This window comes from Pedococcus sp. P1_H8 (assembly GCF_056405175.1).
This window is the reverse complement of record NZ_JBFUCP010000006.1, coordinates 1-23,736: the sequence shown is the minus strand read 5'-3', so window position 1 is coordinate 23,736 and position 23,736 is coordinate 1. Positions and strand designations below refer to the sequence as shown.

The following is a 23,736-nucleotide window of genomic DNA, read 5'->3' as shown; positions in this document are numbered from 1 at the left end:
CTATCCGTCGTCGACGGTCCGGCGGCCGGTCTTGAGCTGACCCCTGCGCTTCTTGCTCTCGATCCGGCGCCGCTGCGACCCCTTGGTGGGCCGCGTGGGTCGACGCGTCGGCGGCTCCGGTGCGGCAGCCTCGCGCAGCATCGTGACGAGCCGCTGGCGGGCGACGACGCGGTTCTGCCGCTGCGAGCGGTGCTCGGACGCGACCACGATCAGCCGGCCGCCCACGAGCTTGGGGGCGAGCCGGACCAGCAGCCGCTCGCGTGTCGCCTCGGGCAGCGCCGCCACGGCTCGGGAGGTGCTCGGGTCGAAGTCGAGCTCGACCCGGCTGTCGGTCGTGTTGACCCCCTGGCCGCCGGGGCCCGAGGAGCGCGAGAACCGCTCGACGAGCTCGCCGGCGTCGATGACCATGCCGTGGCGCAACCCTGGACCAGCGGGCACGGACAGAGCCGTGCCAGGTTGGGGTCGTCCCGCCAGAGGTGTCGTCACGAGGTCCACTCCACCACAGCGTGGACCCCTGTCGGTGGCGCGTCGTAACGTCGCAGCCATGAGTCCCGCCGAACTCGACCTGGCCCCGGCCCTGGTCGCGCGGGTCGGCGAGATCTGTCTGTCACTGCCCGAGTCCCACGAGCAGGACGCGTGGATCGGCGTGCGCTGGCGGATCAGGCAGCGGACCTTCGCCCACCTGGCGCGGGTCGACCCGGCCGGTCGCTCGGTGTTCGGGCGGGCCGCTGGCGCCACCCGACCGATCGACGTCATCACGTTCCGCTCCTCCGGTGACGAGCTCGAGGCACTCGTCGGCTCGGGCTTTCCGTTCTACAAGCCGGAGTGGAACCCCCAGGTCGTCGGGCTGGTCCTCACCACGGACGTCGACTGGACAGAGGTCACCGAGCTGCTGACCGAGAGCTACTGCCTGATGGCGCCACAACGGCTCGCGCGCCTCGTCGCCCGCCCGCAAGGCTGACCCGTCAGATCACCCTTCAGACCACCAGGTAGGCGACCTTCGCGGTGACGACGTAGTGCAGCGCCATCCCGGATCTCGCCACTGTGGAGGCCGTCGACGCGGGAAAGGGCTCGGACCGCTGGGTCCTGGTGGCGATGTACGGCGTGAGCATGATGTCGGGGCGCAGGTCGTACCGCTCGTCGCGCCCGGCGGCGTAGGGCTCCACCTCGAGCTCGAGGCCGCCCTCGCCCTTGAAGGCGCAGCTGTAGTGGCCACTGGGCAGGATCCCCGGCGAGGGGTTCGAGGTCTTTCGACGCGAGGGCCAGTACACCTCGGCGACCTCGCTGAGGGCGATCCGCCCGCGGTCGACAGTGCAGCCTGCGGCAAGGATTCGCTCATGCATCGCGAGGAGGGAGGGCTCGACCTCGTCGACCGTCTGCACTCCCGCGACGACCCTGGAGTGCGCGAGGTCGCACTCGTGGTCGTAGTCGTCGTGGCGTTTCCAGTTGTGCTGGCCCTCCGTGCACAGGTCGAACAACGCCGTCCCCACCGGTCGCGCTCCTGCCGTCACCTCGTCGAGCAGCACCTCAGCGGCTGAGTCGCCAGCCGCTCGGTCCCGGGTCGCCTCGTCGCCGTCGGGGTCGAACGACGCACCGCAGGCGGACAGCAGCACGCAGCTCACGAGGACCAGGGCGACTCGCGGGGCCACCCGCAGGGCCACCCGCAGGGGCGCGGCAGCTCGCGGCCGTCGGGTTGTCATCCGCACAGTGTGGAGGTGTCCGCGGGTCGTCGGCATGAGTATGCGCACCCACTGCGGCAGACTGGTGCCTTGTGACTTCCTCGGTCCCGGGCGCCTTCTGTCTCGTCCTGCACTCCCACCTTCCCTGGCTGCCCGGTCACGGCATCTGGCCGCTCGGCGAGGAGTGGCTCTTCCAGGCCTGGGCCGAGTCCTACGTCCCCCTGGTCGCCGAACTCGACGCTCTTGCGGCAGAGGGCCATCGCGACATCCTCACCCTGGGGGTCACCCCCGTGCTGGCCGCCCAGCTCGACCACGCACGCATGCGGCAGGACACCCAGACGTGGGTCGGGCTGTGGCAGCAGCGAGCCCGCGAGATGGGTTTCGACACCGATCCGCACCGTCGCGAGACAGCCGCTGTGGAGTATGCCGCTGCCAGCCGGGTCCAGGGTCTGCTCGCCTCGCGGTGGCGCGCAGGGGGCTCCCCCGTGCTGCGCGGGCTCCGGGACGACGGCGTCGTCGAGCTGCTGGGCGGTCCGGCCGCGCACCCGCTGCTACCGCTGCTCCAACCCGAGTTCGTGCGGGCCGCCCTCGAGTCGGGCCTGGCCGACAGTTCGTGGCGACACGGCGTCCGGCCCCGCGGCATCTGGGCGCCGGAGTGCGCCTGGTCCCCCGCCCTCGCCTCTGCCTTCACCTCGGCCGGGATCAGCCATTTCGTCGTCGACGAGCAGACCGTCCGCGACGCCGGCGGTCACCCCCACGGCGCCTGGCGGGTCAGCGGGAGTGACCTGCTGGCTGTCCCCCGCGACCTCGAGGTCACCAACCTCATCTGGTCCTCGCGGAGTGGGTACCCGGGCGCGGCGGCCTATCGCGACTTCCATGCCCGCGAAGAGTTCACCGGCATCCGGCTCTGGGCGATCACCGAGCCCGATGTCGGGGTCGAGCACAAGTCGCCCTACGACCCGGTCGAGGCAGCGGCCCAGGTCGATGCCGACGTCGAGCACTTCGTCGCCGCCGTCCGTGCCAGGCTCGGCCACGCGCACGAGGTGACCGGCGCTCCGGGACTGGTCGTCGCGGCATACGACACCGAGCTGTTCGGGCACTGGTGGCACGAAGGTCCGGCCTTTCTCGGCAAGGCGATCCGCGCGCTGCGGGCTGCCGGCATCACCGTCACCACCGTCGAGAAGGCGATCGCGGCCGGGCACGTCGCCGGAGACCTCGACCTCGGTCCTGGTTCCTGGGGAGCCGGCAAGGACTTCTCCGTGTGGGACGGTCCGGGGGTGCGTCAGATCGCCCACGAGAACGAGTGGCTGCAGCGGCGTTGGCTCGACCTCGTCGCCCGGGAGCGGGCCGCCGGCCGGCTGCAGACCCGCAGGCCAGACCTCGACCAGCTGCTCACCTCGCTGTTCCACGCACTGTCGAGCGACTGGGCGTTCCTGGTGACCCGCGGGCAGTCGGTCGACTACGCCCGGCGACGGGCCGAAGGCCACCGCCGCGACTTCCACCAGCTGGCCCAGCTCGTCGAGGACGGTCGCCGTGACGATGCGCGCGCGGAGGCCGCGCGGTTGGCGGCGCGGGACGGGGCGTTCCCGGCGCTGGACGCCAGGCTCGCGGCTGCCCTCGTCCGCTGATCACCGGAACGGGCCCACCCTCGCGGACCTCCTAGGTGCGCGTCCTGACGACCTTCCCCGGTATGCCGGCGACGACCGACCGCGGCGGGTACTCACCCCGAGCGACGGCCGAGGCAGCGACCACGCACTGGTCGCCGATGTCGACGCCCCGTGTGACGACGACCTTGGTGCCGAGCCAGACGTCGTCGCCGATCCGGACCGGTGACTTCACGATGCCCTGGTCCTTGATCGGCACGTCGAGCGAGGTCGTCACGTGGTCGAAGTCGCAGATGTAGACGTCGTCGCCGAACAGACAGGCCTGCCCGATGGAGATGTCGATCCAGCAGTTGACGGTGTTGCGGATGCCGATGACCGACTTGGGGCCGATGCGCAGGGTGCCCTCGTGGGCTCGCAGCCGGGCGTGCGCCCCGACGTGGGTGTAGGCGCCCACGACCAGCCGGCCGTAGCCCTCACGCACCTCGAACCGGACGTCGGGGCCGATGAAGCAGGGGCCCTCGAACCGCAGCGAGGGGTAGCGCGCGCTGGCCCGAGCCATCCGCAGGTAGCTCAACAGGTGATGACGGGTGAAGGCGCGGTTGGCCATCGCCCAGCCCACCCAGCGGGCCCACGCGAGCGGTCGGGGCAGTCCGAAGGGACCGTGCTCGGCCCGCTCGCCGTGGTCGGCGGGCGACATGTCCGCGTTGGCTGCCGAGGTCACGTGGCTCATTCCGGATCGTTGCGAGTCGTTGCCGACGTCGCGAGGTCGAGCCGTCAGGGCTTCACGCCGGTGATGCCGACGTTGTAGAAGAACCGTGCGGGCACGGCCTTGGCGAGGACCCGGTCGACCGCGGACAGCCGCTTCCAGGAGCCGTAGGCGAACATGGCCCAGTTCCACCCCAGCGCACCCGGCTTGACGGCCGCCTCGAAGGTCCGGATCGGCCACCCGGCGAAGGCCGCGGTCAGCTCCTCGGTCTGCGTGCGGACCCCGATGGCACCGGCTCGCAGCGCCGTCCGCGCCAGCTGGTCCGGGTCGAACGTGTGCAGGTCGACGACCGCCTCGAGCGCGGCGGCCCGGGACGACTCGTCGAGGGCTTCCTGGCCCTTGGCCCACTTCTCACGAAGGGGCGCCAGCTGGGTGACGGCCTTGGTCGCCTTCCACGTGAGGCCGCCGAGCCGGCGGGCGTAGCGGTCCCCCACCGTCGTCGGTTCTCCGGCGATGACGAACCGCCCGCCCGGCTTGAGCACGCGGAGGATCTCGCGGAACGCAGCCTCGACATCAGGGATGTGGTGGATCACGGCGTGGCCGACGACGATGTCGAACGTGTTGTCGTCGTAGGGAATTCGCTCGGCGTCGGCGACCTTGCCCTCGACGGAGAAGCCGAGCATCTCGGCGTTGGCCTTGGCGGCCTCGACCATCCCCGGCGACAGGTCCGTCACGTGCACCGCCTCGAGGATGCCCGCCTGCTTGAGGTTGAGCGAGAAGAATCCCGTGCCCGCACCTAGCTCGAGGGCCGTGGCATAGGGCAACGGGTCGGGCGAGCCGGTGATGGCGTCGAACCGGTCGCGGGCGTACTCGATGCAGCGGCGGTCGAACGAGATCGACCACTTCTCGTCATACGTCTGGGCTTCCCAGTCGTGGTAGAGCACCTGGGCCAGCTTGTTGTCGGCGTAGGCAGCGGCCACCTGCTCGGCCGTGGCTGCCTTGGTCGTGGGTGCCATCGCTCAGGCGCCCTCGAACTTCGCCTTGCCGGGGCCGTTCTCGACGAACGACTTCATCCCGATCTCGCGATCCTTGGTGGCGAAGAGCGAGCTGAACAGCATCCGTTCGATCTCCAGACCCGTCTCGAGGTCGGTGTCGAGCCCCCGGTCGATGGCCTCCTTGGCGGCGCGGATCGCGTAGGCGGGTCCGCCGACATACGGCGCGAGTCGCGCCTTCGCGGCGGCATACACGTCCTCGGCCTCGGCGACCTCGTCGACGAGCCCGATCGCGAGCGCCTCGTCGGCGGACACGAAACGACCCGAGAAGACGATCTCCTTGGCCTTGGCCGGCCCGACGAGGCGAGCCAGCCGCTGGGTGCCGCCGGCGCCGGGAATCACGCCGAGCAGGATCTCGGGCTGGCCGAGCTTGGCGTTCTTGGCGGCGACCCGGAAGTCGCACGCCAGGGCAACCTCGCACCCGCCGCCGAGGGCGTAGCCGGTGATCGCGGCGACCGTCGGCTTGGGGATCCTGGCGATGGTGCGGGTGAAGTCCTGGAGCGAGCCGGAGTGGTCGGCCATGTCCGTGTAGGACATCCGCTCCATCTCCTTGATGTCCGCGCCGGCGGCGAAGACCTTCTCGCCGCCGTAGAGGATCACGCCGGACACGTCGCGGCGCTGGCCGGCCTCGATCGCTGCGGCCGACAGGGCGCTCTGCACCTCGGCGTTGAGTGCGTTCATCGGCGGGCGGTTGATCCGGATCGTCGCGATCCCCCCCTCGACCTCGAGGGAGACGACGCTGGTGGAGGGGCCGTCGCTCATGCCGGGTCGCCCTCGGGAGCGGGCTGGCCCGCGCCGGGGCCGGAGTCGTCCCCACCGCCCATGATCCGCTCGTGCCACATCTGGACGCCGGCCAGGACGAGCTGGACCGAGACGTTGACGAGGGCGGGCACGTTGCTGTTCTGGTCGACGATGTGCTCGCTGGTGACCACCAGGGTGTCGTTGGCGAGGCCGGCCTTGACGACGTTCATCTGCAGGGTGATCTCGTTGCAGGTCGCGAGGCGGGTCAGCGGGTCGCTGGGGACCGTGTCGCTGATGGCCCACTGGCCGAAGAGGCGCATGATCTGGAAGTCGCCCTCGGTGCACCGCACGAACAGCTGCTGGTCCTGCACGGTGAAGGCGACGTCGCCGTCGTTGTCCACGTTGGGCGCCAGTCCCTGGTCGATCAGGGCGTCCAGGACCCGACCGCGGAGCGGGTGCTCGTTCGCGGGGGGCGGGAAGTTGGGCAGCGAAGTCGGATCCGTCATGTGCCCAACCGTAACCACTGCCTAGGCTGAGGGCCATGTCGCATGCCCCGCGCCCGCGTGACCTTCCTCCTACCCTGGGCATGACCCTCGTCGAGGGTGGGGCCGAGTTCGCCGTCTATGCAGGTCACGCCGACTCGGTCGAGGTCTGCCTCTTCGACACCGGCGACCAGGACGGCACCTCGGAGCGTCGCGTGCCGCTGACCGAACGCACCCACGGCATCTGGTTCGGCTTCCTGCCCGGCGTCGTGGCCGGTCAGCGCTACGGCCTGCGTGCCGACGGACCCTGGCGGCCGGCCGAGGGGTTGCGCTACAACCCGTCCAAGGTGCTCCTCGACCCCTATGCGCGCGCCATCGAGGGTGACGTGGCGTGGACGCCCGAGGTCTTCGCCCACCGCGTGGGCCAGCGGCTCAAGGGCGACGACCTGGTCCGCAGCACGATCGACAGCGCCGGCGCGATGCCGCGCTGCGTCGTGGTGGAGGAGGGCTTCGACTGGGGCGACGACACGCCACCGCACACGCCACTCGCCGACACGGTGGTCTACGAGGCCCACGTGAAGAGCCTGACCATGCAGCACCCCGAGGTGCCCGAGCACCTGCGAGGCACGTATGCCGGGTTGTGCCACCCGTCCGTCATCGCCCACCTCAAGGCGCTGGGTGCCACCGCGGTGGAGCTGCTGCCGGTGCAGGCGTTCGCGTCCGAGCCCGAGGTCGTCCAGCGAGGGCTGACGAACTACTGGGGGTACAACACGCTGGGCTTCTTCGCCCCGCATGCGATGTATGCCTCGACCCCTGATCCGCAAGGTGCCCTCGACGAGTTCAAGGGCATGGTGCGGCTGCTGCACTCCGAGGGCATCGAGGTCATCCTCGACGTGGTCTACAACCACACCGCCGAGCAGGCCGGCCGTGTGGGAGCGTCCCTGTCGTGGCGGGGGCTGGACAACCGGGCCTACTACCGCCTGGACGAGCGCGGCCAGGACATCGACGTCACCGGCTGCGGCAACACCCTCGACCTGCGGCACGCGATGGTCTGCAAGATGGTGCTCGACTCGCTGCGGTACTGGGTCAACGAGTGCCACGTGGACGGCTTCCGGTTCGACCTCGCGGTGGCCCTCGGGCGCGGTCAGAACGACGACTACGACCCCAACCACCCGTTCCTGGTCGCGCTGCGCACCGACCCCGTGCTGTCCCGCGTCAAGCTGATCGCCGAACCCTGGGACGTGGGCATCCACGGCTGGCGGACCGGCCAGTTCCCGCCGCCCTTCGCCGAGTGGAACGACCGGTTTCGCGACTCGGTGCGCACCTTCTGGCTCGACGACCTCAAGGCGCAGGCGGCCGGCCACCACCAGGGTCACGGGGTGCGCGAGCTCGCCACCCGGATGGCCGGGTCCCAGGATCTCTTCGGCTCCCGGGATCGCGGACCAGTCGCGTCCGTGAACTTCGTCGCGGCGCACGACGGGTTCACCACCGCCGACCTGACCCGCTACAACGCCAAGCACAACGGCCCCAACGGCGAGGGCAACCGCGACGGCAGCGACAACAACCGGTCCTGGAACCACGGTGTCGAGGGACCGGAGGTCGGCCCCGCCGAGCCGGAGGTGGAGGAGGCCCGGCGCCGCTCGACGCGCAATCTCCTCGCGACGACACTCCTCGCGACCGGCGTACCCATGCTCAACGCGGGTGACGAGTTCGGCCGCAGCCAGGGTGGCAACAACAACCCCTACTGCCAGGACAACGAGATGTCGTGGTTCGACTGGGGCCTGGCCGGCTGGCAGCAGGACCTCCTCGCCACCACACGGTTCCTCACGCGCCTGCGCGCCGACCACCCAGCACTGCGCCAACGCACCTTCTTCACCGGTCGCGAGGTGCACGAGGACGGCTCGACCGATCTCGCGTGGTTCGCAGCCGATGGCGAGCTCATGGAGAACGGGCGGTGGGAGGACCCGGCCACGCGCACGCTGCAGATGCTGCTCAACGGCGCGTGGATCGGTCACGCGTCGGTGCTCGTCGTGCTCCACGGCGGCCGCGATCCCGAGAAGGTGACGCTCCCCGCGGTGCCCGGCCTCACGGCATACCAGCTGTTGTGGGACTCGACCGACGAGCGGCCGGGGCCTCCTGCTCCCCCGACCTCTCCCGGTCCGGTCGAGGTGGGCCCGACCTGCATCCAGGTCTACCGCGCGACCGACGCCACCTGACCGCGCCGACGATCGGAGCTGCGCGGCGCCGAGGGCTGAGGGTCACCACCGGCAGACGCGGTACTAGCTCCTGAACAGCCAGTGAGGTGCCCGGCGGCCAAACTCGGTGCTGGTCAGAGTGCCTGCGCCCGCTGGCAGGCGGCCCAGGAGGGGGGCCTTGGCTGTGCGCGGCAGGTCGACGAGGTTCGACTGCTCGGCAAGGCCCGGTGTTTCCGGGTACGACCCGACCACCACGCCGAGCAGCGGGAGGTCTCGGGCGGCGAGGGCTTCGGCAGTCAGGGCGGTGTGGTTGAGGGTGCCGAGGCTGGGGCTCGCCACGAGAACGTACCCGACGCTGATTCCCTTGTAGCGCAACGCGGTTCCGATGTCGGCCAAGGTCCCGCCGCGGGTGTCGAGGTGGACCAGCAGCCCGCCTGCGCCCTCCACGAGCACGACGTCGGCCTCGGTGGCGATGGCGGCAATGGACCGGGCGTGCTCGGCCACCCGTGGCAAGGTCAGGTCTTCAAGTCGGGCAGCGGTGTCCGGCGCGAGCGGCGCGCGCAGCCGAACGAACTCGTGGAACGTCACACCCGGGTCCTCGCCGAGCAGTTCCTGCACGACCTGGATATCGCCGTCCTCGTCGTCGGTCACGCCCGTCTGCAGGGGCTTCACCACGGCCACCTCGGCGCCGCGTCTGCGCAGCATCACGGCGAGGGCAGCCGTCACCACGGTCTTCCCGACTCCGGTGCTGGTGCCCGTGACGACGACGACCTTGGGCAAGGAGATCGGGTCAGGCGACATCGGGTCAGGCGACATCGGGTCGCTCGACGTCGGGTCAGTCATGGGCGACCAGCGCGCGCAGGACCTCGAGGGCATGGTCGAGGACTTCGGGACCGTGGTCCGCGTGGGCGGTCAGCCGAAGCCGCGAGGTGCCGTCCGGCGTCGACGGTGGCCGGAAGCAGCCGATGCGCAGGCCTTGTTGCTCCGCGTGGGCGACCGCTGCGAGTGCTTCCGCCGGACCCGACATCGTGACTGACAGGACCGCGCCAGCGGGGGTGGCGACGCCACAGGCCTCGGCGAGCAGCGCCGAGTTCGCTCGTGCGGCGGCGGGTAGGCGGAGGTCGGTTACCAGGACGTCGAGGGCGCCCAGCGCGGCACCCGCAGCGGCCGGCGCGAGCCCCGTGTCGTAGATGAACGGCCGTGCCGTGTTGACGAGGTGCTCGCGCACGGCTTCATGGGCCAGGACCGCGCCGCCTTGGGCTGCAAGCGATTTCGACAGTGTCGCTGTCACGACGACATGGTCACGAGCGAGTATGCCGGCCTGCGCGGCTCCGCCCTCACCGCGCTCCCCCACGACGCCGAGTCCGTGGGCGTCGTCGACCACGAGCACGGCGCCGAACTCCTCGGCAAGGTCGGCCAGGGCACCAAGCGGAGCAGCGTCGCCGAGGACCGAGTACACCGACTCCACCACGACGACCGCCCGTGGCTGGGTGCGTTCCGCGAGCAGTTCCCGGACGTGGTCGAGGTCGTTGTGGCGGCTGACGGCCACAGTGCCGCGGCTCAGGCGGGCGCCGTCGATGAGGGAGGCGTGGGCGTGGGCGTCGGAGACGATCAGGGTGTCGGGGTCGGCCAGCGACGTGAGGACGGCGAGGTTGGCGTGGTAGCCGGTCGACAGCACGAGCGCCGAGGGTGCCCCGGTGAGCACACACAGGGCCCGCTCCAGCTGTTCGTGGATCTCGAGCGTGCCGGTGACGAGGCGGGAGGCCCCGGCCCCACCGCCGTAGGTCTCGGCGGCAGCGACGGCACCCGCGATGACGGCCGGGTGTCGACGCAGTCCCAGGTAGTCGTTGCCCGCGAGGTCGACCAGCTCACCGGACTTGAACGGCCTGACCTCACGGCGAAGTCCTTTGCGGTCACGCTCGGTGGACCGGTCTGCCAGCCAGTCGAGGAAGGTGCTCACACGTCCATCCTCTCAGCCGTGGACCGTGGCAACGGCCTGCACCATGGCGTCGCAGATGGTGGCCAGGTCTTCGGGGTTCGTGACGTAGGGCGGCATCGTGTAGACGAGGTCGCGGAACGGTCGGACCCACACCCCGCGCTCCAGTGCCGCGGCGGTGAGCGCGGCGATACGGGCCGGCTCGCGCAGCTGGATCACGCCGACTCCGCCGAGGACGCGGACGTCGGCCACGGCGTTGAGGTCCTCCGCGGGCTTGAGGCCGGCCATCAGTCCGGTCTCCAGGTTGCTCACCTGGGCGGCGAAGTCGTTGTCCTGCAACAGGTTGAGACTGGCCAGTGCGACCGAGCAGGCCAACGGGTTGGCCATGAAGGTCGGCCCGTGCATGAGCGCGCCCCCGGCCCGCTCGCTGCTCACGACCTCGGCCACCTCGTCCGTGCACAACACGGCTGCCAGCGAGAGGTAGCCGCCCGTCAGCGCCTTGCCGACGCACAGGATGTCGGGGACGACCGCGGCGCGCTCCATCGCGAACATGGTGCCGGTGCGCCCGAAACCGGTGGCGATCTCGTCGAGGATCACCAAGGCTCCGTGCTCGCGCGCCAGCTCGGCAAGAACCTGCACGACGTGCGGGCTGTGGAACCGCATCCCCCCGGCGCCCTGGAGCAGTGGCTCCAGGATGACCGCGGCGATCTCGGACGCGTGATCCGCGTAGAGGCTGCGGGTGTCGCGCTCCCAGGCCGCCATCGCCGGATCGTCGGCCTGGCGGTCGGTGCCGGCCGGCGGGATGGGGGCGAAGACGTGCTCGGGCAGGAGGCCGGTGAACAGGGAGTGCATGCCTCCGACCGGGTCGGTCACCGACATCGGAGAGAAGGTGTCTCCGTGGTAACCACCGCGGATCGTGAAGAAGCGCGTGCGCCGTGTGCCAGCGCCGACGTGGAACTGGAGGGCCATCTTCATCGCCACCTCCACGGACACCGAGCCCGAGTCAGCGAAGAACACGCGCTGCAGAGCGGGCGGGGTCAGCGCCACGAGCCGCTCGGCCAGCCTGACCGCAGGCTCGTGGGTCAGGCCACCGAACATCACGTGACTCATCCTGGAGAGCTGGGCGCGCGCCGCGTCGTCGAGCTCGGGCACGGCGTAGCCGTGGATCGCACACCACCACGACGACATGGCGTCGATCGCGTCGAGTGCTGAGCCGTCCGGCATACGCAGCGATAGCCGCACCCCCGACGCCGACTCGACGAGGTAGGAGGCGGCCGGTGCGCCGGCCGACGAGTACGGGTGCCACACATGGTCCCGGTCGAAAGCCATCAGATGGTCGTGTCCGTCGGCCACGCCAGCCGTCGCGTCAGCCATCACTGCGGGTCTCTCCGTGGACCACGCACTGCGCGGACCAGCCTCGTGGGAGGACCTGCACCTTCATCCGTCGACGGCACCGACCGCAGAACCGGGGCGGCTCCAGCGCGAGCGCGCGGTCGCAGGCGGAGTGGTCCGCCTCCTCGCGCGCCAGCCCGCAGCGGCCGCACCAAGGGTCCTCGCCCGGCATACCCGACTCGCTCTCAGAACGTCTCGCTCAACGCCTTGATCGGCATCTCGAGCTCCGCGAGCAGGCTGAGGTCTTCCTTCGGGTCACGGCCGAGGGTCGTGAGGTAGTTGCCCACGATGACGGCGTTGATCCCACCGAGCAGTCCGTCGCGGGTGCCGAGGTCGCCCAACGTGAGCTCGCGTCCGCCGGCGTACCGCAGGATCGTGCGGGGCAGCGCGAGACGGAACGCGGCAATCGTGCGCAGGGCGTCGCCCGAGTCCATCACCGGCAGGTCGCCGAAGGGGGTGCCGGGACGCGGGTTGAGGAAGTTGAGCGGCACCTCGTGCGGGGCCAGCTCGCCCAGCTGGGCGGCCAGCTCGGCGCGCTGCTCGAGCGTCTCGCCCATGCCGACCAGCCCGCCGCAGCACAGCTCCATGCCGGACTCCTTGACCATCAGGCAGGTGTCCCACCGCTCCTCGAACGAGTGCGTGGTCACGACCTGGGGGAAGAACGAGCGCCCGGCTTCGAGGTTGTGGTTGTAGCGGTGCACCCCCATGTCGACCAGGTCATCGACCTGGTCCTGGCTGAGCATGCCCAGGGAGGCGGCGACCTGGATGTCGACCTCCGCCTTGATCGCTGCCACGCCCTCGCGCATCTGGGTCATCAGACGAGCGTCCGGCCCGCGCACCGCGGCGACGATGCAGAACTCGCTCGCCCCCGTCTCACGGGTCTGCCGCGCAGCGCGCACGAGCTCGGGGATGTCGAGCCACACCGAGCGCACCGGGGAGCTGAACTGGCCGGACTGGCTGCAGAAGTGGCAGTCCTCAGGGCAACCGCCCGTCTTGATGGAGACGATGCCCTCGACCTCGACCTCCGGCCCGTTGAACTGCAGCCGGACCTCGTGGGCAAGCGCCAGGAGCTCCTCGAGCTGGTCGTCCGGCGTCCTCAGCACGTCGAGGATCTGGCCGTAGGCCACGGGCTCACCGCGCTCGAGCACCTGCTCACGGGCGACCTGGAGGATCTCGCTGGCAACCGATTCCTCAATTGTCATGAGCCTGAGTCTGTCTCATGTCGGCGACTGTTGTGTGCCAGTCTCACGCGCCGAACGTCCATGGCGAACGTCACGTGGTGCCGTCATCGAGCAGCTGTTGGGTCGCGGTGGACAGCACCCACTCGTAGTACCTGCGCTGGCTCCAGCGCCGCATGCGCCGCATCGTGCGGAACACACCGGGAGACGTGAGGGTGTACATGATGTCCGCGGCGTCGGCAGCGCCCAGGCCCGGTCGGAGCTCACCTCGGTCGTGGAACCGCTGTGCCAGCTTGAGGTTCAGCTCGTAGGCAGCCTGGTTGCCGCGGGTCACGGTGCGGGCCAGGCCGGGGTCGACGCCCGGCACGGAGTCGCCCATCAGGATGAGGTCGCCGGCCCGGTTCATCAGGTCGGTCGCGCCCTTGAGGTGTGCGCCCAACGCCTCGCGCGGGTCGTCCATCGAGCGAGCGGCCACCGCCTCGGGCCGGTCGACGGCTGGCACCCGGGACTCGTCACCCATCGTCAGCATGGCGATCGTGTGCCGGAGCAGACCGAGCTTGGTGCCGAAGCCGTCATAGAGGGTCCGCTCACCCACGCCTGCCCGGTCCGCCACGTCCTTGAGCGTCGTGCCCTGGAACCCGCGCTCGACGAAGAGCGCGAGCGCTGCCTGGCGGATGCGGGCCCGTGTCTCCTCCGCTGCTGCCGTTCGTGCGGGCGAGCGGTAATGCCTCTTGACAGGTTCAGCCACGAGGGTCACTCTAGCGTTAATTGACCGCAGTGCAACTGCGATGAAATGGAGAAGGACCGATGAGGGAAGAAGTGATTCGGGCGTTCAGCCCCTCCACCGGACCGCGCCGGATCGGCCTGGAGCTCGAGATGCACGTCCTCGGCACCGCGCGCATCGGTGACGAGCTCGTCGACCGCGGCCACCCGTCATACGAACCCGGTGGCCAGCTCGAGCTCAGCCTGCCGCCGCAGACCTCCATCGAGGCCCTGCTCCGGGAGGTCGACTGGAGCCTGCGCACGGTCGCCGAGAGCACGGGGGTCGCGGGGGCCGCGGGGGCCGCCGGGGCCGCGGGGGTCGCCCTGACCGGCGTCGATCCCTGGCGCTCGCTGGGGCAGGTCGCCCTGGCGCTGTCGACGCCGCGATACCTCGCGATGCAGGAGCTGTTCGACCGCACCGGCGACTCCGGTCGGCGGATGATGCGGCTCACCGCCTCGTTGCAGGTCTGCGTGGACCTGCTGCCCGGCCCCGCCGGTCACGAGCAGTGGTTGGTCGCGAACCTCGCCGGCCCGGCCCTGGTCGCAGCCTTCGGCGGCTCCCTCGAGCGCACCCGGATCTGGCAGGGGATCGACCCGGTCAGGACGGGCTACGACGGTCGGCACCTCGACGTGCGGGACCCGATCGGCGCGTATGCCGCGTTTGCCCGGGCCGCCGAGCGGTTGCCGATCCCGGAAGCCGAGGACGACCACTACCACCTGGGCACGATCTTCCCGCCGGTCCGGCCCCGCGGTGGCTACCTCGAGCTCCGGTACCTCGACTCCCAGCGACCGACGACCGAGCTCCTGGGCACCATCTGGGCGCTGCTGTACGACGAACTGCTTCGTCGCGAGGCCCTCGAGCTGCTGCTCCCCACGCTGTCGACGTACTGGGACCAGTGGCAGTCGGCCGACCCGAGCCAGCTCCTGGACCTGGTCGGTACTCGCGAGGTGGCGGCATGAGGACCGTGTTCGTCGTCGACCCGCTCGACGGGCTCGACGCCTCCCTCGACACGAGCATCGGCCTGATGCACGCCGCGCAGGAGCTCGGCATCGAGGTGTTGGCCACCGAAGCGCGACACCTGGAGATCATTGACGGACGTGCCGTGGCGAGGGTTCGCGCCCTGAAGCTCGCGCCCTCCACCCCGGCAGCCGGGTGCCGCTGGACCGTGCCCGACCCGTGGTACGACGCCGGACCCGAGGAGCTCGTGCGGCTGGAGGACGTGCGCGCGGTGTTCATGCGCCTCGAGCCACCCGTCGACCTTGACTTCCTCGCCGCGACATACGTGCTCGACCACGTCGACCTCAGCGGCACGGCGATGGTCAACGCCCCCGGCGGCCTGCGGGCCTGCAGCGAACACCTCCTCGGCCTGTCCTTCCCGGACCTCGTGCCACCGACCGTCGTGACGGCGCACGCCGAGTCGATCCGTTCCTTCCTGGCCGAGCACGAGCGCATCGTCGTGAAGCCGGTGGACGGGTTCAGCGGACGTGGTGTCTTCGTGCTGTCGCACCGCGATCCGAACCTCGCGTCGATCATCGAGACCTCCACGTCAGGCGGAACTCGAACGGTGGTCGCCCAGCCCTACCTGGCGCAGGTCGAAGCCGGCAACAAGCGGATCTACGTGCTGGACGGCGTCGCCGTCGGTGCCAGCATCAGGCACCCCGTGCCGGGTGACTTCCGCATCGTCAGCCCTGACGGCCCGGCCGAGCTCACGCCTCGCGACCGCGAGATCGTCGACCGCCTCGCTCCCACCCTGCGCGCGCACGGCCTGCGGTGCGTCGGCCTCGACGTCATCGGCGACCACCTCATCGAGGTCAACGTCACCTCACCCGGGGCGCTGCGCAAGGCCGACGCCCTCCTGGGCACGACGTACTGCGCCGACCTGGTCTCCCACGTCCTCACCCACACCTCCTGGAAGGCACCGTCATGACCACAGCCATCGTCTGCTCAGCCATCCTGGCCGCCGCGATCTTCGCCCTCGGCTTCAACGTCTCGCTGAACCGCGGCTACGCAGCCAAGCGCGGCGGCAGCCAGATGCCGACGGATCCCGCGGACCCACTGCTGATCGCGCAACGGGCGCACGGCAACGCGACCGAATACGTCCCGACCCTCATCGCCCTGTTCCTGCTCGTGGGATGGCTGTCGCCCGGGCCCTGGGCATTCGGGCTGATGGTCGCCGCCACTGCGTCCCGCCTCCTGCACGCCTACTCGATGCTCACGTCCACGACGCTCGCTTCGGAGTCGGCGCCACGCATGACTGGCGCCATGGGGACCTACGCATTCGGGTTGGCCCTTGCGGTGACGGTCGGGATATCGGCGTTCTGACAGTCGCGGCGTGCTGACGACGGGACTGACGGGACGCCCGTCATTCTGGAAGGGGCCCCTTCCGGCGTCACCTTCTCAGAGCTGCAGGATCCTCGCCGAGACCTCGTATGCCGCGGCCACACCTTTCGCGTCATGCAGGTCCCCGGGCTTCTCCAGAGCCGCCAGAGCATGCGCGCGCACAGCGGAGCCCGGGTCCGCGGCGACGAGGTCGAGGCACAGCCCGGCGACCACGGCGTTGGCGTCGTGTTCGTCCAGCCCATCGAGGGCGAGGCCGTTGTAGAGCAACGTCGCCGCCTCCAGGAACACCTCCCGGGCCATCTCGAGGTCCACCTCCGGCCGAGCCTGGGCGACTGCCTCTGCGGTGGCCAGGAGCTGGTCGAACGGCGGGTCCACGGCGCTGGGCTGCATGGGGCGAGCCTCTCAGGGCGCCCTCCTGTCGACAACCGAATATGTGCCAGTCGGTGGGCCAAGGGAGGGCCGGTCGTGGCGGGTGCCGTCAGGCGCCCTGCCCGCTAACGAGGAGCAGCATGCCTGCCGAAACCAGGACAGCGACGCCGAGGCACCTGAGGGCGAACCGCGCCTGCGTCCTGGACCTCGGAGGTGTGCTGGGTTCGGTCAGGGCCATCAACGCCAGTCCGCCGGAGACCGCTCCCCCGGTGATCGTGAGGCCAATGGCCAGGGGCAGATGGTCATTGAACAGCCACTGGGAGAATGCGGTCTGGACTGCCATGGCAGCGATCGACCAGAGCGCGATGATGGCGAGCGTGGAGACCATGGCCAGGACCGCCGCGGATCGAGCGACACCGGCGCGAACGGAGGATTCGCCGTTCGTCATGGCCCAGCCAACCGACGTGGCCGGACCGCCAGGTAGACGGTGTTGGTCGACTCTCCGCCCGTGAGCGGGTTGGGGAACGGCACCACGTGGGCGTCGGCGCGCTCGAAGGCCTCCCCCATGCGCCGCACCACCTCGGGCTCGGGCGGCTCGTCGGACCACAGCGCGAACGCTCCGCCGTCGGCAAGCATCGCGCCGACCCGCGCGAAGCCCTCGACCGTGTAGAGGTCGCCGTGGTCGTCGCGCAACAGCCAGTCGGGGGCATGGTCGATGTCCACCAGCACCGCGTCGTAGGTGCGGTCGGCGCGACCCGCACGCACCACGTCGAAGAAGTCGTCGTTCACCAGGCGCACCCGCTGATCTGCTGCCAGCCCGACGGTATCGGGCAACAGGTCGCGCTCGTGCCACGAGATGACCATCGGCAGGGCCTCGACCACGGTCAGCTCGGTGACCCGGTCGTCCTCGAGCGCGGCGACTGCGGTGTAGCCGAGCCCGAGGCCGCCCACCAGGACGGTCAGCGAGGCGCCTGTGACGGCCGTGAGACCGATCCGCGCCAGGTCCCGCTCACCGGCGGTGAACTGGCTGGACATGAGGAAGTCGTCCCCGAGCTTGACCTCGTACACGTCCCGCTCCGTGACGCGGTCCCAGCGCTGCCGAAGGCTGATCTCACCCCACGGGGTGTTGCCCCAGTCGAGCTCCTGGATCCTCACCCACCGAGACTAGTGCCCCTGTAGGCGGGCCACGGCTAGCCCTCCTTGTTCGTCTTGAGGTCGTACTTGAAGTGGATTCCAGCCTCCAGCGATCCATCTGCCTTCTGCGGCTTGTACTCGAGGTCGACCTTGGCGAACGCGAGCCCGACGCTCTCCATCGTGGCGTCCCCCTCAACGCTGACGCTCGTGGAGACGCTCGTCACGAGGACGTCCGTCATCGTGATGATGAGGTACTCCTGCTGGCCCTTCCCGGCCTTGCGCAGCGTGATCGTCGCGTCCTTGACGTGCTGACCCGTGGCGCACGCCTTCATCAGCAGCGGCGAGGCTTTGTCGACGTGGTGGGTGAAGGTGAAGTCGTGGAAGCTCGCCTTGCCTGCACCGCCCCCTCCACCGTGCCCGGTGGTACCGGACTGGGACACGCCCCACGACCACGACAAGACCTCGATCTCGTCCTTGTGCTTGGCATCGCGGGACTCACCCTTGATCGTGCCGATCCTGGCGAAAATCGAGCTGGCCATGACACCGTCTCCTTGGCTGGGCTCACGGACCACCCCAAGGTCGACCTGTCGGTGTTCGGTGTCAACCTTTCCCGCCGGTCGGATATCGGGATGCGAATCAGGTGCCGACCGCGGCGACGGCGTCGTTGATGACGGACGCGATCTGGTCCGGTACATCGTTCGGCCCCCGTCGCCCTTCTCGGCGTGGACGACCCACGCCGGCACGCCGGGATGCCCGTGCCGACTGCCGCCAATCGCGGTCGAGCATCGGCCCAAGCTGGCGCTAGTGCCCGGCGGGGCAGGCCTCGTCCAGCCACGCCACGACCTCTGGCGCGGGGGGAGGCAGCCGTTCCAGCGGCTCGGTGCCGTCGAGAGTCCGCAACTGTGCCGCCAGTGCGAGGGCGTGATCGACCGGGCGATTGGGGACGTCGAGATCGGCGTCGTCGACGATCTTGACTTGCACTCGCCCGGAGAACAGGTGGAGCTGTCCGCCGAGCACGACGGTCGGCACCGACAGCCGGGGCTCAAGCCGCACACAGGGAAAACCGGGCGACAACTGCTCCCATTCCTGGGTGCTGACCGAAATCGGGTCGCCGCAGTATCCCTCGATCCCAGGGTCGCAAGGGCCGTAGTGGGCCTCGATGACGATCAGTGGTCCCTGGTTGTCGATCCGGGCGATCCCGTCGAAGTCGTGACCCTCAGCTGTCGGCCCGAGGTAGTAGGCGATCTGCCCTGCGGCGGCCAGCTCGGCGGCAAATGCGGGCAGCTGATCAGCGGGGCTGCCCGACACCAGGTCGCCCCCGTTTCGGGCAACTTCTTCGGCCGAAGGTGCAGAGCCACACGCGAACAGGAACACCGTCAGCACCCCGATGGTCGCGGGCGACGCGCATCGCGATGAGGGACGGCTGCGGGCGCCGGGGGCTCGGCGGCGAGGAAACATGGGGGGCTCCCAGGGGTTCGTTCAGGTCCGTGGCGGGTGGACAGGCTCTGGCCGTGAGGTCGGGCGTCGTCAGCTGATGGCGTCGAGCGCCTGCTTCAGTTGCGCAGGGGTCGGTGCCGTGTCGTAGCTGACCTTCACTGTCCCGTCCGGCCCGACGAACGCCATGGCCAGCTGGTTGGACAGGCCCAGGGCGTTGCGCAGCTCGGGTGTTGGGGCGTTGGCGATCGGCAGCGTGACGCCGGGTGGCACCAACGGGAACCCTGGTTTGCCCTTCTCGCCCACCTGGACCGCCAGCACCGGGGGCGTCGTGCCGTTGCGAGTCATCCCTTGGAGGGTCTTGAGGGCGGACAGGCAGCCGGGGCAGGAGTCGGGCGAGTCCCAGTAGGTGTCTGAGTTGAAGAAGGCGAGGACGTAGGAGTGTCCGGCGTAGGTGGCCGAGGTTGCCGTCCCGCCGGTGAGCATCTCGAGGCTGAGGGGCGGCACCTTCACAGTGCCTGCTGACGATGGCTTGCGCGCAGCAATGACGGTGGCTGTTGAACCCGATGGAGGAGTTGTGGAGAAGGTCGCAGCATCCGCCTGCGGACGCAGTGTGAAGGTTGCCGCGTGCAAGGCCCCGGTCTCCAGGAGCACTCCGGTGTCCTTGTCGAACCAGTAGTCGGCGCTGAAGCCGTCTTGCTGAGCGGTGGCGGCGGTCGCGCAGCGGTACCCGGCCGCGTTTCGTTTCAGGATGACTCGATTTCGATCAAGGGCATCGCAGGTAGTACCCGTGGTCGGTCCAATCAGCTCGCGCGACCACAGGCCCAAGCCGTTCCAGGCGTCGAGGTGTTCCTGTACTGCCTCATACAGGATGTACTGCGGATCGCTCATCGAGCCGAAGGTGAGCAGTCTGGAGCCGTCCCAGATCTGCCTCTGCACCTCCTCCGGGTCCTTTGCGTTGGGGTCGGTGAACATGGCGATGGTCACGTGCACCCCCAGCCCGGAGGCAGCGATGACCTTCAGCTCGACTCGCCCCGACGCTTCACCGCCTTCGCCCCCTGCGTCCTGGACGAAAGCGACCTCGGCGCCCGGCGTCGACGAGGTCTTGGTGGCACTGGTGGGCGGTTCGCCTTTCGCAGTATGGGAGTTGGCGACCGGCGATTCTTTGTCTGGCCCCCCGCAGGCCGCCATGGTCATCCCGATGAGGGCCGCCGTGAACGCCACACTGGCCGACCTCGCTCCTCGACGCGCCCACAGGGTGGTGCTCCGCGGCGCTTCGTTCCGTGGTGACTTGAGCATCTCTCTTCGCCTTCCGGGTGGGGCCTCAACCGTCTCGCCAGCAGCCGTTCCCGTCATCGTCCTGAGGGTCCGGATGCAGTCAGTCGCGGGTCCACAGCTGTGGACCGGAGGACGACGCTGGTGCCGCCGCTGCAGACAGCGCGGTCACAGCCAGCGACGCACCCGCCGCCTGTAGTCGTCGTACGGCGGTCCGAACCGTTCGTGCAGGAACCGCTCCTCGGGGCGGATCGCGCCCCAGAGGACGAGCAGCACCGCGGCCGGGAACAGCACCAGTCCCCAGAACGTGGGTGCCAGCAGCGCCAGCCCGAGGTACAGCGCGAGCAGGCCGACGTACAGCGGGTTCCGGGAGTGGCGGTAGGGCCCCTCCTCGATCATCGTGCGTGTCGCCTGCCCCGGCAGCAGTCCGGTCCCGTGCCGGCCGAACAGCCACAGCGACCAGCCGTTCCACCCGATGAAGAAGACCACCAGGACCCAGCCGAGCGGAACCCGCCACCTGCCGAGGTCGACCGGCTCGCCCCAGAGGACCGTGGCCAGCCAGCCGACCAGCAGGGGCGCGCCGACCGCGACGGGGGGCCAGAGCCGGAACGCGACTGTTCCCTGCGAACCGTCCACCATGACCCCATTCTCAGGGCAGATCCGGACGTCTACTCAGTGGGGATTGCCTAGTCAGTGGGATTGCTGTTCGACATTGACGTTCACGAGGGGACCTTGCGCGTGAACGTGAGGTGGGTGACGCCGCTGGGGGACGAGGCCGCCTCGACGTCGTAGGCATCCTCGAGGGAATCCAGACCATCCCAGATCCGGACGCCCCGACCGAGCACGATCGGGACCTGGACGAGATGCATGTGGTCGACGAGGCCGGCGACGAGAAAGTCGCGTACGACGGTGGCCCCACCACCGATCCGGACGTCCTGCCCATCGGCCGCCTCGCGGGCAATCTCGAGCGCCTGGGCCGGAGCTGCGTCGAGGAAGTGGAACGTGGTGCCGCCCTCCAGCTCCAGCGAGGACCGCGGATGATGGGTGAGAACGAAGGTCGGTGTGTGAAACGGCGGGTTCGGGCCCCACCAACCCTTCCAGTCCGGATCGTCGCGCCATCCCGGCGGACCGAACTTGTTGGCGCCCATGATTTCGGCGCCGAAGCCGTGACTGTGGCGCTCAGCGAAGGCGTTGTCGACTCCGACGCTCCCGCCGCCCGCGTCCCAGAACCGGGTAGCGAACATCCATTCGTGCAGTCGCTGGCCCGCATGACCGAACGGCGCCTCGGCCGTCTGCGGTTCGCCGGTCGCGAACCCGTCGAGCGAGATGGAGAAGTTGTGGATTCGTGCGAGTGACATGGGCGCCCTCCTCGGTCGTCAACTGCGCTCTGCAAGTCGATTCTAGGAAGACCGACCAGCGTCAGGTCAGGACTGCGCGAGGGCGCGCACTGCGCGTTCGATGGCGGGGCGCATTTCAAGCTCGGGGTCGATGGTGAGTCGGTGCAGGAGCAGTCCATCTCCGAGCGCCATGAGGGCCCGGGTCGCCGGCACGGGGTCGGGGATGCCGACGGCGACCACCATCCGCTCAGTCCACCGCTCGAACTCGCGGCGCTGTCGTCGTAGTGGCTCTCCCAGCTCAGGGTCGCTCGCGAGCTCGAGGAACAGGGCATAGCGCGCGCGGGTGCGCGCGGCGAACCGCCCGGTCTGCAGGTCCGTCATGACGCACAGGCCCTCGATGAGGTCGTCGACTCCCGCGATCGAAGGCATCGCAGCCGGATCGAAGTCGGCCCGCTCGCGCTCGGCCATCCAGTCGACGACTCCGCCCAGGAGCGCCCGGCGCGTGCGGAACCAGTTCGAGGTCGACCCCGGCGGCAGGCCTGCTCGTTCGTCGACCCGCGCATGGGTCAATGCGCGCACGCCCTCGGCGCCGAGCAGCTCCACCGCCGCCGCGAGTCCGCGCTCCCGGGTAGTCGCGGGCATCGACTCCCTCCTTCCCTGAGGTCTACTATGAACATAGTATTCGCCTCACGCGGAGGGGTCGCCATGTCCAGTCCCGAGTCCCGCATCACCCCCGCGGTCGACCCCTCGGCCTGGACGCCGCCGCTGCCGAAGGCCCCCGGCTTCGACCATCTCGTCGTCGAGACACCCGGCCTGAAGACCCACCTCGCCGCCATCGGCGAGGGCGAACCGGTGGTGCTCTTGCACGGATTCCCCCAGCACTGGTGGCAGTGGCACACCATCGCTCCTGTGATCGCCGCGTCCGGCTACCGCGTCCTCTGCCCCGACCTGCGCGGGGCCGGCTGGACGGTGTCCGACGATCCACGCATCGCACGCGAGACCCGGCTCCGTGACCTGCTCGCCCTCCTCGACCTCCTCCACATCGAACGCGCCCACCTGGTCTCCCACGACATGGGGGCCCTCACCGCCATGCAGCTGAGCTACGACCACCCCGAGCGGGTTCGCACGGCAGTGCAACTGTGTGTGCCGCCGGGCTTCATGACGTTCAGCCCCAAGGTCGCCCCGGGCTTTCGTCACCTGCCCCGGTTCATCTGGCACCGCCCAGGCTCGTCGCTGCGGGGGATCTTCTCCGAGGCGTATGTCGCCCACCCGATGTCGGAGGCAACCGCTGAAGCCCACCTGGCCCCGATGCGCCGACCCGAGATCGACGGCGCCGTCCGTCCCCTGACCCGCGGCATGATCCTGCCCGAAGCCGTACGCTTGACCCGCGGCGTCTACCGTCGCCGGCGGCTCACCGTGCCGACCCTCTTCGCCTTCGGCCGCCGCGACCGCCCCTGGACCCAGGAGAACCTGGAGCGCATCTGCCGCGACCCTGGGCGGTACGCCGATCGTGTCGAGTTCGCCTACGTCGACGACGCAGCGCACTTCATGACCGACGACGCCCCCGGTGCGGTCGCCGACCTCGCGATCGACTGGTTCGAACGATCAGCGTGACGTAGGGGTCACCACGCGGGTCGTGCGTGCACCACATCCGAGCACTCTTGCGCGCCTCACGTGGGCGGTGCGCCGCGCCCCCAATGGGCTCGGAGCCCCCGCCAGGCATGGGAATGGGCCCGCCGGGTCTGGCGGGCTGTGGGGCGGGGTCATGGTCGCCATGGCGGGGACAGGGCCGAACCCATGGCGGCGGTCTCCAGCTCGCCCCACACGTCGTAGGTCCTGATCGCCGGTGGCGTTCCGAAACCACGACCCGAGCCTGAGTCCGGGCCTGAGTCCGGGCCTGAGTCCGGGCCTGAGTCCGGGCCTGAGTCCGGGCCTGAGTCCGGGATTGGGTCCGGGCCTGAGTCCGGGATTGGGTCCGGGGGTGGGCCTGTCCGGCTGGCCAGCCACTGGTCGTAGGCGCCGGGGGTCAGGTCCCACCGGACCTGGCCGTCGACGAGTTCGCCGTGGTAGCCCTTGTTGTGCACGATCGTGTGGTGCCGCCCGCACAACAACGCGGCGT

The 23,736-nt window shown here is 69.9% G+C and carries 28 protein-coding genes and 1 pseudogene; 7 read left to right on the top strand and 22 right to left on the bottom strand.

The window, feature by feature from the left end:
* Positions 1 to 408 (bottom strand): alternative ribosome rescue aminoacyl-tRNA hydrolase ArfB, encoded by a 408-nt coding sequence (arfB, locus tag AC1DYG_RS09770; RefSeq protein WP_477639905.1) that lies wholly within the window; start codon positions 406 to 408, stop codon positions 1 to 3.
* Positions 409 to 544: 136 nt separating this feature from the next.
* Here arfB and AC1DYG_RS09765 point away from each other — a divergent pair, with 136 nt between their 5' ends.
* Positions 545 to 961 (top strand): MmcQ/YjbR family DNA-binding protein, encoded by a 417-nt coding sequence (locus tag AC1DYG_RS09765; RefSeq protein WP_477639672.1) that lies wholly within the window; start codon positions 545 to 547, stop codon positions 959 to 961.
* Between the two features lie 16 nt (positions 962 to 977).
* Here the strand turns inward: AC1DYG_RS09765 and AC1DYG_RS09760 are convergent, their stop codons facing one another.
* Entirely contained in the window at positions 978 to 1,700 is a 723-nt protein-coding gene (locus AC1DYG_RS09760; protein WP_477639671.1) for a hypothetical protein, read from the bottom strand.
* Positions 1,701 to 1,771: 71 nt separating this feature from the next.
* Between AC1DYG_RS09760 and AC1DYG_RS09755 the strand changes: the two genes are divergently transcribed.
* Entirely contained in the window at positions 1,772 to 3,307 is a 1,536-nt protein-coding gene (locus tag AC1DYG_RS09755; protein WP_477639670.1) for a 1,4-alpha-glucan branching protein domain-containing protein, read from the top strand.
* A gap of 31 nt (positions 3,308 to 3,338) precedes the next feature.
* Here the strand turns inward: AC1DYG_RS09755 and AC1DYG_RS09750 are convergent, their stop codons facing one another.
* Genes AC1DYG_RS09750 through AC1DYG_RS09735 form a run of 4 tightly spaced genes read right to left on the bottom strand, consistent with a single transcriptional unit; the run spans position 3,339 to position 6,288 of the window.
* A complete protein-coding gene (locus tag AC1DYG_RS09750; RefSeq protein WP_477639669.1) occupies positions 3,339 to 4,013 on the bottom strand; it encodes an acyltransferase in 675 nt (224 codons plus the stop codon).
* 44 nt (positions 4,014 to 4,057) lie between these two features.
* Positions 4,058 to 5,005 carry a class I SAM-dependent methyltransferase gene (locus tag AC1DYG_RS09745; protein ID WP_477639668.1) on the bottom strand — a complete coding sequence of 316 codons (948 nt, stop codon included), beginning with the start codon at positions 5,003 to 5,005 and terminating at the stop codon, positions 4,058 to 4,060.
* Positions 5,006 to 5,008: 3 nt separating this feature from the next.
* Complete coding sequence (locus AC1DYG_RS09740; protein ID WP_477639667.1) at positions 5,009 to 5,803, bottom strand: enoyl-CoA hydratase/isomerase family protein; 795 nt, start codon at positions 5,801 to 5,803, stop codon at positions 5,009 to 5,011.
* On the bottom strand, positions 5,800 to 6,288 hold the full coding sequence (locus AC1DYG_RS09735) for a T3SS (YopN, CesT) and YbjN peptide-binding chaperone 1 (protein ID WP_477639666.1): 489 nt from the start codon (positions 6,286 to 6,288) through the stop codon (positions 5,800 to 5,802). The genes AC1DYG_RS09740 and AC1DYG_RS09735 overlap by 4 nt, the downstream gene beginning before the upstream one ends.
* 35 nt (positions 6,289 to 6,323) lie before the next feature.
* On the opposite strand from AC1DYG_RS09735, the gene glgX reads away from it, so the two are divergent.
* On the top strand, positions 6,324 to 8,480 hold the full coding sequence (gene glgX, locus AC1DYG_RS09730) for a glycogen debranching protein GlgX (RefSeq protein ID WP_477639665.1): 2,157 nt from the start codon (positions 6,324 to 6,326) through the stop codon (positions 8,478 to 8,480).
* Between the two features lie 63 nt (positions 8,481 to 8,543).
* Here glgX and bioD read toward each other — a convergent pair whose 3' ends face one another.
* The 6 genes from bioD to AC1DYG_RS09700 all read right to left on the bottom strand — a co-directional run bounded on the left by bioD (position 8,544) and on the right by AC1DYG_RS09700 (position 13,713).
* Positions 8,544 to 9,302, bottom strand: a complete 759-nt coding sequence (gene bioD / locus AC1DYG_RS09725; protein ID WP_477639664.1) for a dethiobiotin synthase — start codon at positions 9,300 to 9,302, stop codon at positions 8,544 to 8,546.
* Positions 9,295 to 10,419, bottom strand: coding sequence for an aminotransferase class I/II-fold pyridoxal phosphate-dependent enzyme (locus AC1DYG_RS09720; protein WP_477639663.1), 1,125 nt, complete (start codon positions 10,417 to 10,419; stop codon positions 9,295 to 9,297). The genes bioD and AC1DYG_RS09720 overlap by 8 nt, the downstream gene beginning before the upstream one ends.
* Before the next feature lie 12 nt (positions 10,420 to 10,431).
* Entirely contained in the window at positions 10,432 to 11,769 is a 1,338-nt protein-coding gene (locus tag AC1DYG_RS09715) for an adenosylmethionine--8-amino-7-oxononanoate transaminase (RefSeq protein ID WP_477639662.1), read from the bottom strand.
* Positions 11,762 to 11,959, bottom strand: a complete 198-nt coding sequence (gene bsaP / locus AC1DYG_RS09710; protein WP_477639661.1) for a biotin synthase auxiliary protein BsaP — start codon at positions 11,957 to 11,959, stop codon at positions 11,762 to 11,764. The genes AC1DYG_RS09715 and bsaP overlap by 8 nt, the downstream gene beginning before the upstream one ends.
* A 13-nt stretch (positions 11,960 to 11,972) precedes the next feature.
* The gene (gene bioB, locus AC1DYG_RS09705; RefSeq protein WP_477639660.1) at positions 11,973 to 12,989 is read right to left on the bottom strand and encodes a biotin synthase BioB; all 1,017 of its coding nucleotides are present in this window, start codon (positions 12,987 to 12,989) and stop codon (positions 11,973 to 11,975) included.
* A 70-nt stretch (positions 12,990 to 13,059) separates the two neighbouring features.
* On the bottom strand, positions 13,060 to 13,713 hold the full coding sequence (locus AC1DYG_RS09700) for a TetR/AcrR family transcriptional regulator (protein ID WP_477639659.1): 654 nt from the start codon (positions 13,711 to 13,713) through the stop codon (positions 13,060 to 13,062).
* Positions 13,714 to 13,772: 59 nt separating this feature from the next.
* Here AC1DYG_RS09700 and AC1DYG_RS09695 point away from each other — a divergent pair, with 59 nt between their 5' ends.
* From AC1DYG_RS09695 to AC1DYG_RS09685, 3 genes are read left to right on the top strand one after another with little or no spacing between them, the layout of a single operon-like run.
* Complete coding sequence (locus AC1DYG_RS09695; RefSeq protein ID WP_477639658.1) at positions 13,773 to 14,687, top strand: glutamate-cysteine ligase family protein; 915 nt, start codon at positions 13,773 to 13,775, stop codon at positions 14,685 to 14,687.
* Positions 14,684 to 15,655, top strand: a complete 972-nt coding sequence (gene gshB, locus AC1DYG_RS09690; protein ID WP_477639657.1) for a glutathione synthase — start codon at positions 14,684 to 14,686, stop codon at positions 15,653 to 15,655. The genes AC1DYG_RS09695 and gshB overlap by 4 nt, the downstream gene beginning before the upstream one ends.
* Positions 15,652 to 16,050: an MAPEG family protein gene (locus AC1DYG_RS09685; RefSeq protein WP_477639656.1), complete on the top strand. Its 399-nt coding sequence runs from the start codon at positions 15,652 to 15,654 to the stop codon at positions 16,048 to 16,050. Before gshB ends, AC1DYG_RS09685 begins: the two co-directional genes overlap by 4 nt.
* A 75-nt stretch (positions 16,051 to 16,125) precedes the next feature.
* Here the strand turns inward: AC1DYG_RS09685 and AC1DYG_RS09680 are convergent, their stop codons facing one another.
* The 9 genes from AC1DYG_RS09680 to AC1DYG_RS09640 form a co-directional block, all read right to left on the bottom strand.
* Positions 16,126 to 16,458 (bottom strand): hypothetical protein, encoded by a 333-nt coding sequence (locus AC1DYG_RS09680; RefSeq protein WP_477639655.1) that lies wholly within the window; start codon positions 16,456 to 16,458, stop codon positions 16,126 to 16,128.
* Positions 16,459 to 16,546: 88 nt separating this feature from the next.
* Entirely contained in the window at positions 16,547 to 16,885 is a 339-nt protein-coding gene (locus AC1DYG_RS09675) for a hypothetical protein (protein WP_477639654.1), read from the bottom strand.
* On the bottom strand, positions 16,882 to 17,592 hold the full coding sequence (locus AC1DYG_RS09670; protein WP_477639653.1) for a spermidine synthase: 711 nt from the start codon (positions 17,590 to 17,592) through the stop codon (positions 16,882 to 16,884). Before AC1DYG_RS09670 ends, AC1DYG_RS09675 begins: the two co-directional genes overlap by 4 nt.
* A 35-nt stretch (positions 17,593 to 17,627) precedes the next feature.
* Complete coding sequence (locus tag AC1DYG_RS09665) at positions 17,628 to 18,110, bottom strand: Hcp family type VI secretion system effector (RefSeq protein ID WP_477639652.1); 483 nt, start codon at positions 18,108 to 18,110, stop codon at positions 17,628 to 17,630.
* A gap of 262 nt (positions 18,111 to 18,372) precedes the next feature.
* Positions 18,373 to 18,954, bottom strand: a complete 582-nt coding sequence (locus tag AC1DYG_RS09660; protein WP_477639651.1) for a hypothetical protein — start codon at positions 18,952 to 18,954, stop codon at positions 18,373 to 18,375.
* A 144-nt stretch (positions 18,955 to 19,098) separates the two neighbouring features.
* Positions 19,099 to 20,202: a hypothetical protein gene (locus AC1DYG_RS09655; protein ID WP_477639650.1), complete on the bottom strand. Its 1,104-nt coding sequence runs from the start codon at positions 20,200 to 20,202 to the stop codon at positions 19,099 to 19,101.
* 246 nt (positions 20,203 to 20,448) lie between these two features.
* The gene (locus tag AC1DYG_RS09650) at positions 20,449 to 20,919 is read right to left on the bottom strand and encodes a methyltransferase family protein (RefSeq protein ID WP_477639649.1); all 471 of its coding nucleotides are present in this window, start codon (positions 20,917 to 20,919) and stop codon (positions 20,449 to 20,451) included.
* An 80-nt stretch (positions 20,920 to 20,999) separates the two neighbouring features.
* Positions 21,000 to 21,638: a dihydrofolate reductase family protein gene (locus AC1DYG_RS09645; protein WP_477639648.1), complete on the bottom strand. Its 639-nt coding sequence runs from the start codon at positions 21,636 to 21,638 to the stop codon at positions 21,000 to 21,002.
* Positions 21,639 to 21,704: 66 nt separating this feature from the next.
* Positions 21,705 to 22,259: a TetR/AcrR family transcriptional regulator gene (locus AC1DYG_RS09640; RefSeq protein ID WP_477639647.1), complete on the bottom strand. Its 555-nt coding sequence runs from the start codon at positions 22,257 to 22,259 to the stop codon at positions 21,705 to 21,707.
* A gap of 63 nt (positions 22,260 to 22,322) precedes the next feature.
* On the opposite strand from AC1DYG_RS09640, the gene AC1DYG_RS09635 reads away from it, so the two are divergent.
* Entirely contained in the window at positions 22,323 to 23,231 is a 909-nt protein-coding gene (locus AC1DYG_RS09635) for an alpha/beta fold hydrolase (protein ID WP_477639646.1), read from the top strand.
* Positions 23,232 to 23,380: 149 nt separating this feature from the next.
* On the opposite strand, the pseudogene AC1DYG_RS09630 reads toward AC1DYG_RS09635, so the two are convergent.
* Positions 23,381 to 23,736 (bottom strand): annotated as a pseudogene (locus AC1DYG_RS09630) (hypothetical protein); the annotation flags it as partial.

What these genes read in the sequence shown, in the direction of transcription:
- AC1DYG_RS09765 (WP_477639672.1), top strand. Translation starts at nt 545, where the DNA reads ATGAGTCCCGCCGAACTCGACCTGGCCCCGGCCCTGGTCGCGCGGGTC.
- gshB (WP_477639657.1), top strand. Translation starts at nt 14,684, where the DNA reads ATGAGGACCGTGTTCGTCGTCGACCCGCTCGACGGGCTCGACGCCTCC.
- AC1DYG_RS09715 (WP_477639662.1), bottom strand. Translation starts at nt 11,769, where the DNA reads ATGGCTGACGCGACGGCTGGCGTGGCCGACGGACACGACCATCTGATG.
- AC1DYG_RS09635 (WP_477639646.1), top strand. Translation starts at nt 22,323, where the DNA reads ATGTCCAGTCCCGAGTCCCGCATCACCCCCGCGGTCGACCCCTCGGCC.
- AC1DYG_RS09750 (WP_477639669.1), bottom strand. Translation starts at nt 4,013, where the DNA reads ATGAGCCACGTGACCTCGGCAGCCAACGCGGACATGTCGCCCGCCGAC.
- AC1DYG_RS09695 (WP_477639658.1), top strand. Translation starts at nt 13,773, where the DNA reads ATGAGGGAAGAAGTGATTCGGGCGTTCAGCCCCTCCACCGGACCGCGC.
- AC1DYG_RS09665 (WP_477639652.1), bottom strand. Translation starts at nt 18,110, where the DNA reads ATGGCCAGCTCGATTTTCGCCAGGATCGGCACGATCAAGGGTGAGTCC.
- AC1DYG_RS09655 (WP_477639650.1), bottom strand. Translation starts at nt 20,202, where the DNA reads ATGACCATGGCGGCCTGCGGGGGGCCAGACAAAGAATCGCCGGTCGCC.
- AC1DYG_RS09740 (WP_477639667.1), bottom strand. Translation starts at nt 5,803, where the DNA reads ATGAGCGACGGCCCCTCCACCAGCGTCGTCTCCCTCGAGGTCGAGGGG.
- glgX (WP_477639665.1), top strand. Translation starts at nt 6,324, where the DNA reads ATGTCGCATGCCCCGCGCCCGCGTGACCTTCCTCCTACCCTGGGCATG.
- AC1DYG_RS09735 (WP_477639666.1), bottom strand. Translation starts at nt 6,288, where the DNA reads ATGACGGATCCGACTTCGCTGCCCAACTTCCCGCCCCCCGCGAACGAG.
- AC1DYG_RS09640 (WP_477639647.1), bottom strand. Translation starts at nt 22,259, where the DNA reads ATGCCCGCGACTACCCGGGAGCGCGGACTCGCGGCGGCGGTGGAGCTG.
- arfB (WP_477639905.1), bottom strand. Translation starts at nt 408, where the DNA reads ATGGTCATCGACGCCGGCGAGCTCGTCGAGCGGTTCTCGCGCTCCTCG.
- AC1DYG_RS09685 (WP_477639656.1), top strand. Translation starts at nt 15,652, where the DNA reads ATGACCACAGCCATCGTCTGCTCAGCCATCCTGGCCGCCGCGATCTTC.
- bioD (WP_477639664.1), bottom strand. Translation starts at nt 9,302, where the DNA reads ATGACTGACCCGACGTCGAGCGACCCGATGTCGCCTGACCCGATGTCG.
- AC1DYG_RS09745 (WP_477639668.1), bottom strand. Translation starts at nt 5,005, where the DNA reads ATGGCACCCACGACCAAGGCAGCCACGGCCGAGCAGGTGGCCGCTGCC.
- AC1DYG_RS09760 (WP_477639671.1), bottom strand. Translation starts at nt 1,700, where the DNA reads ATGACAACCCGACGGCCGCGAGCTGCCGCGCCCCTGCGGGTGGCCCTG.
- AC1DYG_RS09675 (WP_477639654.1), bottom strand. Translation starts at nt 16,885, where the DNA reads ATGACGAACGGCGAATCCTCCGTTCGCGCCGGTGTCGCTCGATCCGCG.
- bsaP (WP_477639661.1), bottom strand. Translation starts at nt 11,959, where the DNA reads ATGCCGGGCGAGGACCCTTGGTGCGGCCGCTGCGGGCTGGCGCGCGAG.
- bioB (WP_477639660.1), bottom strand. Translation starts at nt 12,989, where the DNA reads ATGACAATTGAGGAATCGGTTGCCAGCGAGATCCTCCAGGTCGCCCGT.
- AC1DYG_RS09680 (WP_477639655.1), bottom strand. Translation starts at nt 16,458, where the DNA reads ATGCAGCCCAGCGCCGTGGACCCGCCGTTCGACCAGCTCCTGGCCACC.
- AC1DYG_RS09645 (WP_477639648.1), bottom strand. Translation starts at nt 21,638, where the DNA reads ATGTCACTCGCACGAATCCACAACTTCTCCATCTCGCTCGACGGGTTC.
- AC1DYG_RS09650 (WP_477639649.1), bottom strand. Translation starts at nt 20,919, where the DNA reads ATGGTGGACGGTTCGCAGGGAACAGTCGCGTTCCGGCTCTGGCCCCCC.